This window comes from Quisquiliibacterium sp. (genome assembly GCF_982640115.1).
Window position 1 is genome coordinate 1 of the sequence record NZ_CEXFHW010000101.1, and the last position, 14,602, is coordinate 14,602.

Below are 14,602 nucleotides of genomic sequence, written 5' to 3' on the forward strand. Positions count from 1 at the left end.
CTCGACCACGCCGCCATCCATGCTGTGGACCACATGGACACTGCCGGCCGGCACGATCCGACCGGCGCCGCGGGCGACCTCATCGATCTGGGTGACACTTGCCCAGACGCCGAAGCCCACGATCAGCAGCAGGGCCAGATAGATGATAAGCGTGCCGCCGCGAGGCGCCTGTTCTTCGAGGGCGATCTGAGCATCCCTGGCAAAGCCCTGGCCCGCGCCGCGATGCGGGCTCTGGACTGGATCGCCCCTGCCCGGATCGCGCGACGCGGTGGCAGGCTGGCGAGTATCGGTGTCGTTCGGAGACATGTTCATGAGCATCAACCGCGAAGAGCCGCCAGCACCTTCTGCCGGGGGCCGTCGAGCACGATTCGGGCATCGTCGACAACGATGATCCGGTCGACCAGTTCCAGCAGCGTGGTGCGGTGAGTCACCAGGATCAGCGAACGGTTGGCGCAGGCCTGCTTGAGCTGACTCACCACCCGCGCCTCGCTCTCACTGTCCATCGCCGAAGTGGGCTCGTCGAGAAGCAGCACCGGCGGCTCGTTGATCACTGCGCGTGCCAGCGCCACTGCCTGCCGTTGACCACCCGAGAGCGACTCGCCGCGCTCGCTCACCGGCATATGAATGCCCAGGGGATGACGCTCGATGAATCCGCGCAGCCCGGCGATCTCGGCGGCCCGAAGCACCGAGCTGTCATCGGCGTGGGGCGCCGCGATCGCGATGTTGTCACGCAGGGTGCCGTAAAAGAGCGTGGGCTCCTGCCCGAGGTAGCCGATCGAGGCACGGATCTCGGCCGGATCGATCTGCCTGCTGTCGATGCCGTCGAAGCGGATGGTGCCCGCGGTGGGTCGGTACAGGCCCAGGACGAGCTTTTCAATCGTGGACTTGCCGGAGCCGATCCGTCCGATCAGCGCCACCCGCTCGCCCTGGGCGATACGAAAGCTCACTTTGTCGAGTGCCGGCCTGGCATTGCCGGGGTAGGCAAAGCTGACCGAGTCGAACTCGATGTCGCCCTTGGGGCGATTGCGCATCACATAGCGCCCCTGGTCATCACGCTCCTGGGGCAGGGACATCATCCCGTTCACGCTCTCATAGGCGCTGCGGGTGCCATCCATCTGGACCAGCAAGGCGGCCAGTTGCGCCAGCGGCGCCAGTGCCCGGCTGGTGAGCTGCGTGCAGGCGATCAGCGCCCCCATCGACAGCGCGCTGTCGGCAATCAGGTACACCCCGAGCAAAACCGTGGTCACGGTCACCATCTGGGTGATCCAGGCCGTGGTCTGGGTGGTCGCGGTGTTGAGGAACTTGATCCGGGCTCCCTCCTGGGCCAGCATCCGCCCGCTCTCCTCCCAGCGCGCCTGCATCCGCCCTTCCACATTCATGGCCTTGACCGTCTCCAGGCCGATGAGGGTCTCGATGAGCGTGGCCTGCCGCTGCTGCGAGGCCCTCTGACTGGCATCGGTCAGCGGCTTCAGGCGGCGCTGCGCGAGCAGCGAGATGAGCACCACCAGGACGAATGCGACGGCGGTGGGCAGCGCCAGCCAGCCGCCGATCAGAGCCGTTGCGGCCAGAAACAGCAGCGCAAAAGGAAGATCGATCAGCAGCCCGAGCGATGCCGAGGTGAGGAACTCCCGCACGCTCTCGAAGGCGCGCATGTTGGACGCGAAGGCGCCAACCGAGCTGGGCCGGCTCTCCAGCCGGAGGTTCAGTGCCTTGGCCATCACCCGCCCGGACACCTCCAGGTCGACCTGCTTGCCGGCCACATCGATGAAGCGTGCACGCAGCAGCTTCATCGCCAGATCGAAGCCCAGCACCGCACTCACCCCGATCGCGAAGGTCCACAGGGTCTCGAAGGCGTTGTTCGGGATGACCCGGTCATAGACCGTCATCGTGAACAGCGGCATGGCCAGCGCAAAGAGATTGATCAGCAGGGAGGCGACCAGCACATCCCGGTAGGTCCGCCAGGGTTTGATCAATTCACCCCAGAACCAGTGGGTCTCCGAGAGGAAGCGCCGCTGCGGCGCCCTGTCATCGAGCGCGAACCGGTTCCTCACCGAGATCACGAAGCCGGCTGACTGCAGATTCAGCTCGCCCAGACCGACCGACACCAGCTCGCCGGGCGCCTGCGGGTACATCACCCGCGCCGTGGCGGCGTCGCGATCCACATCCACCACCAGCACCGCCTGTTCATCGGCCAGCAGCGCGATCACCGGGCAAAGCGGCGCGAGACGCGCGTCGATCGCTGCGCGGCTGACTCTGGCGACGAAGCCGGCCCGATTGGCCGCCCGCACGCACATCCGCGGCGACATGCCCTGGGTATCGATCGGCAGGCCGGCCACCAGCGCCTCGCGCGACATCGGCCGGCCCAGCACGCGGGTGGCCTCGTACAGGCACATCAGCAGCGGATCATCGACGACATCGGCGGGGTCGATCCGCCAGGCGCCCGTCTTCCGGGACGATTCCAGCGGCCCATCCGAACCGGGAGGCGCTCCGCCGTCCGGATGGCGTGACGGCCTGCGCTTGGGCGCGCGGCCATCATCCGTCACCGAAGGGGGCGCCGGGTGGTCTACTTCGTCAGAGGCGAGCATGCGCGGCTTTCAGGTGCGGCAAGGCTTCGGGGACCGGAAGATCAACCTCCTGTCCATCAGCCGGGGCGACGATCGGATCGGCCGGCGTACGCCCGACCCCCGCTGCCGGGACGAGCGCACCGCTCAGCCCGAGCAGCCGGACACGGGCCGTCATGAGGTCGTGGGCGGCGCCGGCCCGAAGGCGTCGGCTTTGCGCGAGTTCGTTCTCGGCATTGAGCAGGTCGAGCAGCGAGCGCTGGCCGATCTCGTACTGGACCTGGTAGAGCGCCCTGGCGCGCTCGACCGCGTCGGCATAACGGCCGGCGCTCTCGGCGGTCGCGAGCTGGCGCTGCCAGTCCGACCAGGCCACCCGCACCGTCTGCTCGACCGCAGCGCTGCGATCCTGCTGCGCCAGCCGTGCCGCATCGAGGCGGGTAGCCGTGTCACGGGCACGCAGCTGGTCTCCGCCGCCCGAGAACAGGTTGAGGTTGACCGTGACCAGCAGGCTGGAGCTCGCGGCATTGGGAAGCACTGCCGAGCGCGCCTCGAGGTCATGTCGCAATTCGAGCGCCGTCTTTGGATGAAACGCGGAGCGCCGGATGCGCAGTTCTGCATCCACCACAGCCACCGACTCGGCAGCCGCGCGCAGGCCGGGGGCGTAGGCCACCGCGAGCGAAACCATGCGCCGAAGGTCTGCCGGCAGCAGTCGCTCATCAGGATCGAGCGAAGGCAGCGTCCTGGGGGCCGAGGTGAGCGCGGTCCGCTCGAAACGCACCTGCGCCTCCCGAAGGTTCGCCTCATCGACAGCGAGCGCGAGCTGGGCGGACGCCACCCTGGCCAGTGCCTGCTCGAGATCGACGCCCCGCGACAGGCCGGCCTCGACACGCGATCGCACCAGGGCAGCGAGCCCCTCCAGATCATCCAGGCTGCGCCGGGCGATCCCGATCAGCGCACGATGCCTCTGCACATCAATCCAGGCCCGTGCAAGGTCCTGCAGCAGTTGATCCTCGGCATCGCGCAGCTCGAAGTAGCGCTGGTTGCCGATCCGGGCCTGGCGCTCGGCCTCGCCGCTGATCTCACCACCATCGTAGAGCACCTGCCGGGCCACCAGCGTTGCCCGCCGGCTCACCCCACCCAGTTCGACCGCGGCGCCGCCGGTGAAAGCATTGACCCGCTCACGCCCCGATTGACCGGCCAGGTCGAGACGAGGACGCCAGCCGGATCGTGCCGCCTCGACGGCGCGAACCTGGGCCTCGAGCACGGCACGCCGCTGACCAATCTCGGGGTGTTGCTCGAGCGCCCTGGCGGCAACCGCGCCGAAGGACTGGAGTTCGGCCAGGCCTCGGCCGGATTCGCTCGCGGCAGCCATCGACGTCATGAGCGCGCCGAAGAGGCACACCGCCCCCCGGCGGACAAGGCGAATCGGAATGGCTGACAAGCCCGGTGACATCGCGCGCAAAGGACTGGGATTTCGGCGGGATAAACCCCGACGATGCGCCAGCGGGTTGCGTGAGCGCGAGTGCGATCCGCGCAGCGGTCGTCATGCCTTGGCGAGCGGCGGCATCCCGCCGTCCTTCAGCAAGACACGACCACCCGACCCGATCGGGACTAGAGCGCCAGCCGCTCGGTGATCGTGCGCTCGAAATGCGCCAGGGCCGGCTCGTTGCGACCGAACACCGCCTCCTGCGGAGCACCGGCGAGGAAGTTGCGCAGCATCCCCTCGCTCGCCGGGAAATCCTCTTCGTCGACCGTGCGGATGGTGAGGTCGAGGTTGCGCTCCCAGTGAAGCCTCGCCTTCTCGGTCTCGACCGGGTCGGGCGTGTAGAAGTCCAGGTACATCACGCACTCATCGACCTTGCCCGGAATGGGAAACACCCGCCAGGTCTCGATGTGCCCGGTCTGGCAGACGAACACGGTGTTCGGAAAGAGCACATAGACCAGGGTGTGGTGCTTGAAGAAATCCCAATCCGCTTCAGGCAGGTCCTTCTGCGTCTCCAGGGAGCGCCGCGGCAGCACCTCGCGCAGGTGCATGCCGATCGGCTCGAACAGGCACATGTTCGGCACGAGCAGCGGAGCCACCGTGGTCCGGTGCAGCACCGCGAAGTGATAGGGCTCGAGGAAGGTGTCGATCACCATCTTCCAGTTCATCTTGCGCTGGATGACACGGGTCTCGAAGTGGTGGTGGTCAGCCATGCGATAACCGGCGAGTTCGGCATCGAGCGGGCCGAGATGCCCGGCGACATCGAGCGCGGTGGCGCCATCCTGCCGCGGGGTGACCGACACCCAGATCATCCCGTGCCGCTCCTCGCAGGGCAGTGCGATCAGACCATGGGAAGCCTGGTCGATCGGGCCGAACGAAACCTTGTCGGGAACCCCCACCAGACGGCCATCGGCGGCATAGGCCCAGCCGTGGTACGGACACACGAAGCGGTTGCGGCAGCCCTGTCCCTCGGCCACCCGCGCGCCACGATGCCGGCAGGCATTGCGAAAGGCGCGCACCACGCCGTCCTCGCCACGAACCACCAGGATCGGCACCCCGCATCGTTCCTCGGTGAAGAAATCACCGGCGCGCGGAATCTGGCACCCCATGCCCATCAGCAACGGGTAGCGGCTGAAGAGCATGTCCCACTCGCGCCGGGCCTGCTCAGGGCTGGTCCAGGTGGAGACCGGCTGTCGGTGAATTCCGGTGGCCAGATCGGTGGCACCCGTGGCCAGATGGGCAAGCGAGCGGCGCATCAACGAGCACTGCAGTTCACGATCCATGGCTGGTGTATCCCCCGGTGGCCCGCGGGCCGGCACCGGCCCGCGCAGGCCTGCCCATCGGACCGTGGTCGGCCGACGATAGCTTTCACTGAACGCAGCGTCAACTTCTTGCGGCGTGGCCGGCGTCCCGCGGCTTGACAGCCGCACCAGCCTTTCGGGAGCATCTGCCGCACGCCATTCCGAAAGCCGGACTGTTGAAGCGCATCGCCACCTCGAAACGCCCTGCCGCTGCGAAGCCTTCCGTACCGCCAGCCGCCAGCGCCCGCACCGGTGCCGCACCCCGCCGCACCCGGGCCGAGCAGCGTGAGGCCACCCGGCGCGCGCTGATCGATGGCGCCACCCAGGTGGTGGGCGAACAGGGCTACACCGGCGCGACCATCACCGCGATCACCCGGCGCGCGGGCGTGGCGCAGGGCAGTTTCTACAACCATTTCGAGTCGCGCGAGGACCTGTTCGATCGGTTGCTGCCCGAGCTCTCCAGCCGGATGTTCGATCACATCAAGGCCGCCGCCGCGCACGCGCGCACCGACGCCCAGCGCGAGGAGGCAAGCCTGGAAGCCTACTTCGACTTCCTGGCGCGCACGCCCGGCTTCTATCGCATCCTTTACGAGGCCGAGACCTTTGCACCCAAGGCCTATCGCGACCATGTCGACATGATTGCGCGCAACTATGCGCGGGTGCTGATGCGGGCCCGCGACCGTGGCGAGGTCCCGGCCTTCAATCGCCGCGAGATCGAATCCGTGGTCTTCATGCTCATGGGCGCCCGTCACTATCTCAGCATGCGCCATGAGCGCCATGGCGGCAGCGGACGCCCGATGCCGCGCTGGGTCGCCCGCGCCTACATGAAGCTGATCCGCGGCCTCTACCTGCCAGAGTCCTGAGCAGGCGGGGCCCGCCCGCGGATGCTTGCCCGGCCTGCCGGACCGGCCCACCTGCAGGAACGCGGCAACGCGGAATGCCGCCGCCGCGCCGGCTCGCCAAAAAGTTGACGCCCGATTCAGCGATCGATACTGTCAGCAACAGGAGACAGGCGATTCGCGCTTTCACCTGACGAGCCGGAGCCACCGGCCGCGCCCGCGCGAATCCCGGCGGCACCCCATGACGGAAGTCCTGCAACTGCTCGTGTCGGGCCTGGCAACCGGCTGTGTGTACGGCCTCGTCGCCCTGGGTTTCGTGCTCATCTACAAGGCTGCCGAGGTGGTCAACTTCGCGCAGGGCGATCTGCTCATGCTCGGCGCCTTCCTGGCACTGACCTTCATCAGCACCCTCGAGCTCGGCTTCTGGCTGGGCACTCTCTGCGCGGTGCTCGCCATGGCGGTGGTGGGCTGGCTGCTCGATGCCGTGGTCATCCGGCAGGTGATCGGCCAGCCGCAGTTCTCCACCGTGATGCTCACCATCGGCATCGGCATGGTGCTGCGCAGCGTCGCGTCGATTGCCTGGGGCCCCGATACCCGGTCGCTGGCCACGCCCTTCAGCACCGGCATGGTCTCGGTGGCGGGTGTGCCGGTCTCCAGCACCTACCTGTCGATCATCGGCGGCACGGTGCTGCTCTGCGTCCTGCTGTTCGCCTTCTTCCGCTACACCCGGGTTGGCGTGGCCATGCAGGCGGCCTCGCAGAACCAGCTTGCGGCCTACTTCATGGGCATGCCGGTCAAGACCCTGCTGTCGGCCATCTGGGCGCTGGCAGCCGCGGTGTCCACCATCGCAGGCGTGCTGGTGGCCCCGGTGAGCCTCATCGACCCCAACATGGGCCACATCGCCCTGCGGGCACTGGCCGGCGCCGTGCTCGGCGGCTTCGGCTCCATTCCGGGTGCGCTGGTGGGTGGCGCCATCGTGGGCATCGCCGAGCTCTTCGCGGCCGCCTGGGTCGACGAGAAGCTGCGCGACATCGTGCCCCATGTCATCCTGCTCCTGGTGCTGGTGCTGCGCCCCCAGGGTCTGTTCGGCGCGGTCGGCCGCAAGAAGGTCTGAGCCGTGCGCATCCTGTTCAAGACCGACTACGACGTCGACATCCGCTGGTACGAGGACCGCTTCGTCGCCCTGTGCTATGCAGCCCTGATCGGCGCGCTGCTTCTTGCGCCACTGGTCCTGTCCGACTTCATCGTCGGCGAACTCTCGCTGGTCCTGATCTGGGTGGTCGGGGGCCTGGGCATGATGCTGCTGGCCGGCTTCACGGGTCAGGTCTCGCTCGGCCACGCGGCCTTCGTCGGGATCGGCGCCTACGCCCATGCCTGGTTCCTCAAGACCGGCCTGCCGCTGCCGCTGTCGATCGCGGCGGGGGGCAGCGTGGCGGCGCTGGTGGGCGTGATGGTCGGCATACCGGCGCTGCGGCTGCATGGCATGTACCTGGCGATCGCCACGCTCTCGATGGCTGCAATCGTCGAGCAGATCTTCATCCGGTGGGAATCGGTGACCGGCGGCTTCAGCGGGTTCTCCATGCCGCCGCCCGCCATGTTCGGCTTCGAGTTCGACGGGCCGAGCTCGTTCTACTACCTGTGCCTGGTGATCACCTTCCTGCTGATGGCCTATGCGGTCAACCTCCTGCGCTCGCCCACCGGCCGCAGCTGGATCGCGGTGCGTGACAGCGAGATTGCCGCCCAGAGCATGGGCATCCATGTGTCGTCGGCGAAGGTGAGCGCCTTCGCCGTGAGCGCCTTCTACTGCGGCGTGATGGGCGCGCTGTTCGCGCACAAGGTCGGCTTTCTGGCGCCTGACGCGTTCTCGCCCATGCTCTCCATCCAGCTGCTCATGCTGGTGCTGATCGGCGGCATGGGGTCACTGCATGGCGCCGTCTTCGGCGCGCTGTTCATCGTGATGCTGCCCACCGGGCTGTCATTCATGAAGACCTGGCTGCCCGAGTCGATTGCACGCCAGCCCTCGCTCGAGGTGGGCCTCTACGGCCTGCTGCTTGCGTTGTGCGTGCTCTACGAGCCCACCGGCATCAACGGGCGCTGGCAGAAGATCAAGTACTTCTTCGCGGTGTTCCCCATGTACAAGAAGGCCACCTTCATCCGCCAGAAGGCGTTCATGAAGACGGAGCGCCTGCGGTGACCTACTTCGCAGCGCAGGGGCTGGGGATGCGCTTCGGCGGCAACCGGGTGGTCGACGGCGTTGACATCGAGGTGGCGCAGGGCGAGGTCTTCGCCCTGATCGGCCCCAACGGCGCGGGCAAGACCACCATCTTCAATCTGATCAGCCGCATCTACAACCCCACCGACGGGCGCATCGTCTTTCGCGACCAGGACATCACCGCCATGCCGGCCCATCAGGTGGCCCGGCTGGGTATCGCGCGCACCTTCCAGAACATCGAGCTCTTCGAGAACGCCACGCTGCTGCGCAACCTGCTGGTCGGCCGCCATGTGCACACCCGCGGCAACCTGATCACCGACGGACTGTTCACGCCCCGCGTGAAGCGCGACGAACTTCGGCACCGCGAGCGGGTCGAGGATGTCATCGATTTCCTCGACCTGCAGCGCTACCGCGACAAGCCGATCCGCGACCTGCCCTATGGCGTGCGCAAGATCACCGAGATCGCGCGCGCCCTGTGCATGGAACCGAGCCTCATCCTGCTTGACGAGCCCTCCTCGGGCCTGAACCCCGAGGAAACCGAAGACCTCGCCTTCTGGATCCACGACATCCGCAACCTGCGCGGCATCACGGTGCTGCTGGTGGAGCACGACATGCGCCTGGTGAGCGATGTCTCCGACCGGGTGCTGGCCATCAATTCAGGACGCATGCTCGCCCAGGGCACCCCCGCCGAAGTCCTCAACCATCCGGAAGTGATCCGTGCCTACCTCGGATCCTGACACCTTGGCACCCGGCGGCGAAGCCGCGGCAGCGCCCATGCTGGCGGTGGCCAATCTCGAGACCTACTACGGCCCCATCCTGGCCATTCGCGGCGTGAGCTTCGATGTGCCGGAGGGCGAGTTCGTCACCATCCTGGGCGCCAACGGCGCGGGCAAGAGCACCATCCTGAAAACGATCTGTGGCGTGGTCGACCCCCAGAAGGGCAGTGTCCACTTCCGCGGCGAAGCCATCCACGGCAAGGATCCCGATGCGATCGCCAGAATGGGCATCAGCCTGGTCCCCGAGGGCCGCGAGGTCTTCCCCTTCCTCAGCGTGATCGACAACCTGAAGATGGGCGCCTACAACCGCCGCGACGCCGACGGCATCGCCGCAGACATCGAGCAGGTGTTCGACTACTTCCCGTCGCTGCGCAAGGCCACCCGCCGCGCCGCCATGAGCCTGTCGGGCGGCGAACAGCAGATGCTCGCGATCGGCCGGGCGCTGATGGCCCGCCCTCGGGTCATGCTGCTCGACGAGCCCTCGCTCGGCCTTTCACCGCGACTGGTGAGCGAGATCTTCGAGATCCTCAAGCGCATCAACCGCGAACGCGGACTCACGCTGCTCGTGGTCGAGCAGAACGCCAGCATTGCGCTGCAGTCGGCCCGCATCGGGCATGTCCTCGAGATGGGCCGTATCGTCATGTCCGACACCACGGCCGCGCTGTCGCAGAAGGAGGATGTGCGGGAGTTCTATCTCGGCCTGAAGGATGCCGGGGTGCGTGGCAAGCGCCGCTGGAAGAAACGGAAGACCTGGCGATGAGCGACCCGACCGTCGAGGGATGCGACACCATCCCCACGCTCTTCTGGAAGCAGTGCCTGGCGCGTGGTTCGGCCACTGCCATGCGCGAGAAGGACTTCGGCATATGGCAGTCGGTGAGCTGGTCGCAGTTCGGCGAGCGCGCGCGCCGGGTGGGCATCGCCCTGCACCGGTTAGGGCTGCAGCGCGGTGATGTCGTGTCCATCCTGTCGGAAAACAACCCCGAGTGGCTGTACACCGACCTCGGCGTCATCGGCATGGGCGGCATCACCAGCGGCGTCTACACCACCGACTCCGCCCGCCAGGTGGAGTACCTGGTCAACGACAGCCGCAGCCGCTTCTTCTTTGCCGAGAACGAGGAGCAGCTCGACAAGATCCTCGAGGTGCGCGAACGCTGCCCCAGCCTGCTGAAGATCATCATCTACGACACCGAAGGCCTGGAGGATTTCCGCGACCCCGGCGTGATGAGCTTCGAGGCGCTGCTGGCCATGGGCGAGGGCGACGAGGCGCTGTGGGAGGAGCAGGTCAGCCTGGCGCGCCCCGACGACGGCGCCATCCTGATCTACACCTCGGGCACCACCGGCCCGCCCAAGGGTGCGCTGATGTCACATCGGAACATGATGTTTCAGCTCTCGGTGAGCGACAGCTTCTGCACGCTCACCCCGCAGGATCAGCTGCTCTCGTTCCTGCCGCTATGCCACATCGCCGAGCGCAAGTTCAGCGTGATGTACGCGATCAAGACCGGCGCGACCATCAACTTCGCCGAGCAGCCCGACACCGTGCCCGAGAACATCCGCGAAGTGGCACCCACGTTCTTTTTCGCGGTGCCCCGGGTCTGGGAGAAGTTCTACTCCGAGATCTCGATCCGGATGGCTGATGCGATAGGGATCGGACGCTGGGCCTACTCGCTGGCGCTGTCCCTGGGCTACCGCATCGCCGATCGCAAGCTCGCCGGCCAACCGGTGGGCGCGGGCCTGAAGCTCGCCTTCCGCATCGCCGACCGGCTGGTCCTGCGCAACATCAAGATCTGGCTGGGGCTCGACCGTACCCGGCTGATGGGCACCGGTGCCGCGCCGGTGTCGCCGGAGCTGATCCGCTGGTATCTCGCCCTGGGGCTCGAGATGCGCGAGATCTACGGCCAGACGGAGTGCTGCGGCCTGGCCACGGTGATGCCCGAGCACAAGAAGCTGGGCACCGTGGGCCGCGCGCTGCCGGGCACCGAAGTTCGCATCTCGGAGCGGGGCGAGATCCTGATCCGGGGGCCGCATGTCTTCAAGGGCTACCTCAACCAGCCGCAGAAGACCGCCGAAACCGTGATTGACGGCTGGCTTCACACCGGCGATGTCGGCGAGATCGACACCGAGGGCTATGTGAAGATCACCGACCGCCTGAAGGACATCATCATCACTGCGGGCGGCAAGAACATCACGCCCTCGGAGATCGAGAACCAGCTGAAGTTCTCGCCCTACATCTCCGATGCCGTGGTGATCGGCGACCGGCGCAAGTACCTTACCTGCCTGGTGATGATCGACCACGAGAATGTCGCGCAGTACGCGCAGGACCGCAGCGTCCCCTTCACCAACTATGCCTCGCTGTGCGCGACCACGGAGGTGCGGGCGCTCATCGCCGGGGAGATCGAGAAGGTCAATCGCGCGGTCGCCCGCGTCGAGTCGATCAAGGACTTCCGGCTGATCGACCGGCTGCTCACCGCCGAGGACGAGGAACTCACCCCCACCATGAAGCTCAAGCGTTCCTTCGTGAACACCCGGTACGCCGATCTGATCGAGGACATGTACTGAAACCGCGCGCAGCGACCGTCCGCGGACGGCGTGCGCTGAACACCTTTCCCAGCGCTCCATCAACCCACGGGCCATAACCGCCCGATCATCGACACACCAGGAGAAACTCATGGGTGCCTACCGCAGTGCTTCAATCCTCGCAGCGGCCCTGATCGGGCTGGCCCCGGGCGCGCAGGCCCAGGAGGTGGTCTGGAAGACGCAGGGGGTGACCAAGGACGAGATCGTCCTGGGCATCCATACCGATCTGTCCAGCGTGGCCGCCACATTCGGCGTGCCCTCCTCCAACGCCATCCGGATGCGGGTGGACGAGATCAACGCCGCAGGCGGCATCCATGGCCGCAAGATCCGCCTGGTGGTCGAGGACAACCAGTACCAGGTGCCACGCGCGGTGCAGGTGGCCAACAAGCTGATCAATTCCGACAAGGTGTTCGCGATCATCGGGGCGGCCGGCACGCCGATGAACAACGCGGTGCTGCCTGCGCAGCTCAAGGCGGGTGTGCCCAACCTGTTCCCGATCAGCTGGGCTCGCGGCATGGGGGAACCGGTCCATCCGCTGAAATTCGGCATCTACACCTCGTACCCCGACCAGATCCGGGGTGCGGTCAAGCACATGGTCGAGAAGAACGGCAAGAAGGCCGTCTGCGCGATGTACCAGGACACCGACTTCGGCCGCGAGATCTATCACGCGACCATCGCACAGCTGAAGTTCATGAACATGGATCTGGTGGCGGCCACCTCGCACCGCCCCACCGACACCGACTTCACGGTGGCGATCAACAAGCTGCGCGACGCCAAGTGCGATCTGATCGCGATGGGCACGATCGTGCGCGACACGATCATCCCCTACACGACCGCCCGCAAGATCGGCTGGAACACGGTCGATTTCGTCGGTACCTCGGCGTCGTATGACCTCGCGATCTCCTCGGTGGAGGGCGGCGCCACTGACGGCTACATGACCGTGGGCTTCTTCGATGTGCCCTCCGAGAAAACCGCCTCGCCGGCGGCGGCAGCCTGGATGAAGCGCTATCGCGAGCGCTTCAACCTCGAGCCCACCATCCAGGCGGCGCTGGGATTCACCATGATGGACATCGTCGCGCAGGCGCTGCAGAAGGCCGGCAAGGATCTGACCACGCGTTCGCTGGTCAACGCTCTCGAGCAGGTGCGCAGCTACCAGGACGGCTTCGGCGGTCCGGAACAGAGCCTCGGCGCCGAGCAGCACTACACCTCGCGCGCATCGGTCCTCTACAAGGTGCAGGGTCGGCAGTGGGTCCGGGTCGGCCCGGTGCCCAAGCCCTGAGCCACGCCCATCCGAAGGAGTCTGCCTTGCAAGATCGCTCTGTCCTGATCACCGGCTCGGCCAGCGGCATCGGCCGCGCCGCCTGCGAGCGCTTCCTGAGCGCGGGTTGGCGGGTGGTGGCGGCCGACTACAACGCCAGTGCCGGCGAGGCGCTCGCCCGGGAGTGGTCGTCGGCGTTTCCCGCCACCGATGGCAGGCCCCGGATCCGCTTCGTGCGCGCCGATGTCAGCCTGGAAGCCGATGTCGAGGCCGCGGTGGCGGCTGCCCGGGAGCTCGGCGGCCGGCTCGACTGCGTCATCAACAATGCCGGCGTCGGTGGCGCGTTCGGACCCATCGACGAGATCTCGGTGGCCGATTTCGACTACACCTTCGCGGTGCTCATGCGCGGCGTGTTTCTCGGCACCAAGCACGCGGTCCGCGTGTTCAAGGCCCAGGGCGATGGCGGCTGCATCATCAACACCGGCTCGATCGCCGGCATCAGCGGCGGCAGCGGCCCGCAGACCTACTCGGCCGCGAAGGCGGCGGTGCTGAACTTCACCCGCGCCACCGCGCTCGAACTGGCGCCGCGGCGCATCCGGGTGAACAGCGTCTCACCGGGGGTGATCCGCACGCCGCTCTCCGAGTCCGGCAAGCAGGACGTGGGCGCCGCCATGGCGGGCTTCCAGCCCTGGCCTGGCACCGGGGAGCCCGACCACATCGCCCGGGTGATGGAATTTCTCGCCGGTGACGGTGCGGAGTTCATCACCGGCGAAAACATCGTGGTCGACGGTGGTCTGCTTGCGGGTGGCGCGCGGCTCGATGACCGGATCGGCGGCAACCCGGCCATGCGCAATCTGGTGGGTGTGAACCGGGGGTCCACCGGCGAGCGGCACGCCTGGCGCAAGCTCTGACCAGGCCAGGACCCTCGCCATCGCGCAGCCTCACCGGCCCCGCGACCCGGCTCAGTTCATGACCGTACCGCCGTCCACCGCAATGGTCTGGCCGGTCACGAAGCGCGAGTCATCCGAGAGCAGCCAGCGCACGGTGCCGGCCACATCGGCACTCTCCAGATTGCGGGTGATCGCCTGGCCGGCGGCGATGGTCTTGAGCGCGGTCTCGTGCTTTTCGCCAAAGAACTCGCGGGTGCCCTCGGTCTTCACCGCCGAGGGCGCGATCGCATTGACGCGGATGTTGGCGCGGCCGAGTTCGCGGGCAAGACCCCGGGTCAGGCCGATCACCGCCGCCTTCGAAGTGGTGTAGTGCAGCGCATAGGGCAGACCGTAGAGCGCCGCCAGTGAACTGATGTTCACGATGCTGCCCCCGCCGGCATCACGCATGCCGGCATAGACGGCCCGGCAGCAGTTCCAGATGCCTTTGACATTCACCGTCATGGCGGCGTCCCACTCGCCCTCGTCGATCTGATCGAAGCGCCCGCCCTTGAGGGTGGCGTAGAGCGCGGCATTGTTCACCAGCCCGTCGATGCGTCCGAAGGCCGCCAGCGCGGCGGCAGCCATCGCGTCCACCGAGGCGCGGTCAGCGACATCGACCGTGGCCGCGATGGCGCGCTCGCGACGGGCGCCGAGTGCCGCAAGCGTCTC

Annotated in this window: 12 protein-coding genes and 1 pseudogene; 8 read left to right on the plus strand and 5 right to left on the minus strand. The window is 67.2% G+C overall.

Annotation, left to right across the window (positions count from 1 at the left end):
• The 4 genes and pseudogenes from AC2H6A_RS12145 to AC2H6A_RS12160 all read right to left on the minus strand — a co-directional run.
• Positions 1–318: pseudogene (locus AC2H6A_RS12145) on the minus strand (hypothetical protein); the annotation flags it as partial.
• Positions 318–2,393 carry a type I secretion system permease/ATPase gene (locus tag AC2H6A_RS12150; RefSeq protein ID WP_484273863.1) on the minus strand — a complete coding sequence of 692 codons (2,076 nt, stop codon included), beginning with the start codon at positions 2,391–2,393 and terminating at the stop codon, positions 318–320. The pseudogene AC2H6A_RS12145 and the gene AC2H6A_RS12150, both read right to left, overlap by 1 nt.
• Positions 2,394–2,571: 178 nt before the next feature.
• A complete protein-coding gene (locus AC2H6A_RS12155) occupies positions 2,572–4,014 on the minus strand; it encodes a TolC family protein (protein WP_484273872.1) in 1,443 nt (480 codons plus the stop codon).
• A gap of 158 nt (positions 4,015–4,172) precedes the next feature.
• On the minus strand, positions 4,173–5,327 hold the full coding sequence (locus AC2H6A_RS12160; protein WP_484273864.1) for an aromatic ring-hydroxylating oxygenase subunit alpha: 1,155 nt from the start codon (positions 5,325–5,327) through the stop codon (positions 4,173–4,175).
• A 194-nt stretch (positions 5,328–5,521) separates the two neighbouring features.
• Between AC2H6A_RS12160 and AC2H6A_RS12165 the strand changes: the two genes are divergently transcribed.
• The 8 genes from AC2H6A_RS12165 (at position 5,522) to AC2H6A_RS12200 (ending at position 13,915) form a co-directional block, all read left to right on the plus strand.
• The gene (locus AC2H6A_RS12165) at positions 5,522–6,208 is read left to right on the plus strand and encodes a TetR/AcrR family transcriptional regulator (RefSeq protein ID WP_484273865.1); all 687 of its coding nucleotides are present in this window, start codon (positions 5,522–5,524) and stop codon (positions 6,206–6,208) included.
• Positions 6,209–6,425: 217 nt separating this feature from the next.
• Positions 6,426–7,298 carry a branched-chain amino acid ABC transporter permease gene (locus tag AC2H6A_RS12170; RefSeq protein ID WP_484273866.1) on the plus strand — a complete coding sequence of 291 codons (873 nt, stop codon included), beginning with the start codon at positions 6,426–6,428 and terminating at the stop codon, positions 7,296–7,298.
• Positions 7,299–7,301: 3 nt separating this feature from the next.
• On the plus strand, positions 7,302–8,378 hold the full coding sequence (locus AC2H6A_RS12175; protein WP_484273867.1) for a branched-chain amino acid ABC transporter permease: 1,077 nt from the start codon (positions 7,302–7,304) through the stop codon (positions 8,376–8,378).
• A 26-nt stretch (positions 8,379–8,404) separates the two neighbouring features.
• Entirely contained in the window at positions 8,405–9,133 is a 729-nt protein-coding gene (locus tag AC2H6A_RS12180; RefSeq protein WP_484273873.1) for an ABC transporter ATP-binding protein, read from the plus strand.
• Between the two features lie 37 nt (positions 9,134–9,170).
• The gene (locus AC2H6A_RS12185; protein WP_484273874.1) at positions 9,171–9,932 is read left to right on the plus strand and encodes an ABC transporter ATP-binding protein; all 762 of its coding nucleotides are present in this window, start codon (positions 9,171–9,173) and stop codon (positions 9,930–9,932) included.
• Positions 9,929–11,728 (plus strand): AMP-dependent synthetase/ligase, encoded by a 1,800-nt coding sequence (locus AC2H6A_RS12190; protein ID WP_484273868.1) that lies wholly within the window; start codon positions 9,929–9,931, stop codon positions 11,726–11,728. Before AC2H6A_RS12185 ends, AC2H6A_RS12190 begins: the two co-directional genes overlap by 4 nt.
• Before the next feature lie 109 nt (positions 11,729–11,837).
• On the plus strand, positions 11,838–13,025 hold the full coding sequence (locus AC2H6A_RS12195) for an ABC transporter substrate-binding protein (protein WP_484273869.1): 1,188 nt from the start codon (positions 11,838–11,840) through the stop codon (positions 13,023–13,025).
• A 26-nt stretch (positions 13,026–13,051) separates the two neighbouring features.
• Positions 13,052–13,915 (plus strand): SDR family NAD(P)-dependent oxidoreductase, encoded by an 864-nt coding sequence (locus AC2H6A_RS12200; protein ID WP_484273870.1) that lies wholly within the window; start codon positions 13,052–13,054, stop codon positions 13,913–13,915.
• 51 nt (positions 13,916–13,966) lie between these two features.
• On the opposite strand, the gene AC2H6A_RS12205 is transcribed toward AC2H6A_RS12200, so the two are convergent.
• Positions 13,967–14,602, minus strand: a 636-nt coding sequence (locus AC2H6A_RS12205) for an SDR family NAD(P)-dependent oxidoreductase (RefSeq protein ID WP_484273871.1), incomplete at its 5' end; no start/stop codon positions are given.

Bases quoted from the DNA above. Each gene is read 5' to 3' on its own strand.
- AC2H6A_RS12150 (WP_484273863.1), bottom strand. From the start codon at position 2,393: ATGTGCCTGTACGAGGCCACCCGCGTGCTGGGCCGGCCGATGTCGCGC.
- AC2H6A_RS12155 (WP_484273872.1), bottom strand. From the start codon at position 4,014: ATGTCACCGGGCTTGTCAGCCATTCCGATTCGCCTTGTCCGCCGGGGG.
- AC2H6A_RS12160 (WP_484273864.1), bottom strand. From the start codon at position 5,327: ATGGATCGTGAACTGCAGTGCTCGTTGATGCGCCGCTCGCTTGCCCAT.
- AC2H6A_RS12170 (WP_484273866.1), top strand. From the start codon at position 6,426: ATGACGGAAGTCCTGCAACTGCTCGTGTCGGGCCTGGCAACCGGCTGT.
- AC2H6A_RS12180 (WP_484273873.1), top strand. From the start codon at position 8,405: ATGCGCTTCGGCGGCAACCGGGTGGTCGACGGCGTTGACATCGAGGTG.
- AC2H6A_RS12185 (WP_484273874.1), top strand. From the start codon at position 9,171: ATGCTGGCGGTGGCCAATCTCGAGACCTACTACGGCCCCATCCTGGCC.
- AC2H6A_RS12190 (WP_484273868.1), top strand. From the start codon at position 9,929: ATGAGCGACCCGACCGTCGAGGGATGCGACACCATCCCCACGCTCTTC.
- AC2H6A_RS12195 (WP_484273869.1), top strand. From the start codon at position 11,838: ATGGGTGCCTACCGCAGTGCTTCAATCCTCGCAGCGGCCCTGATCGGG.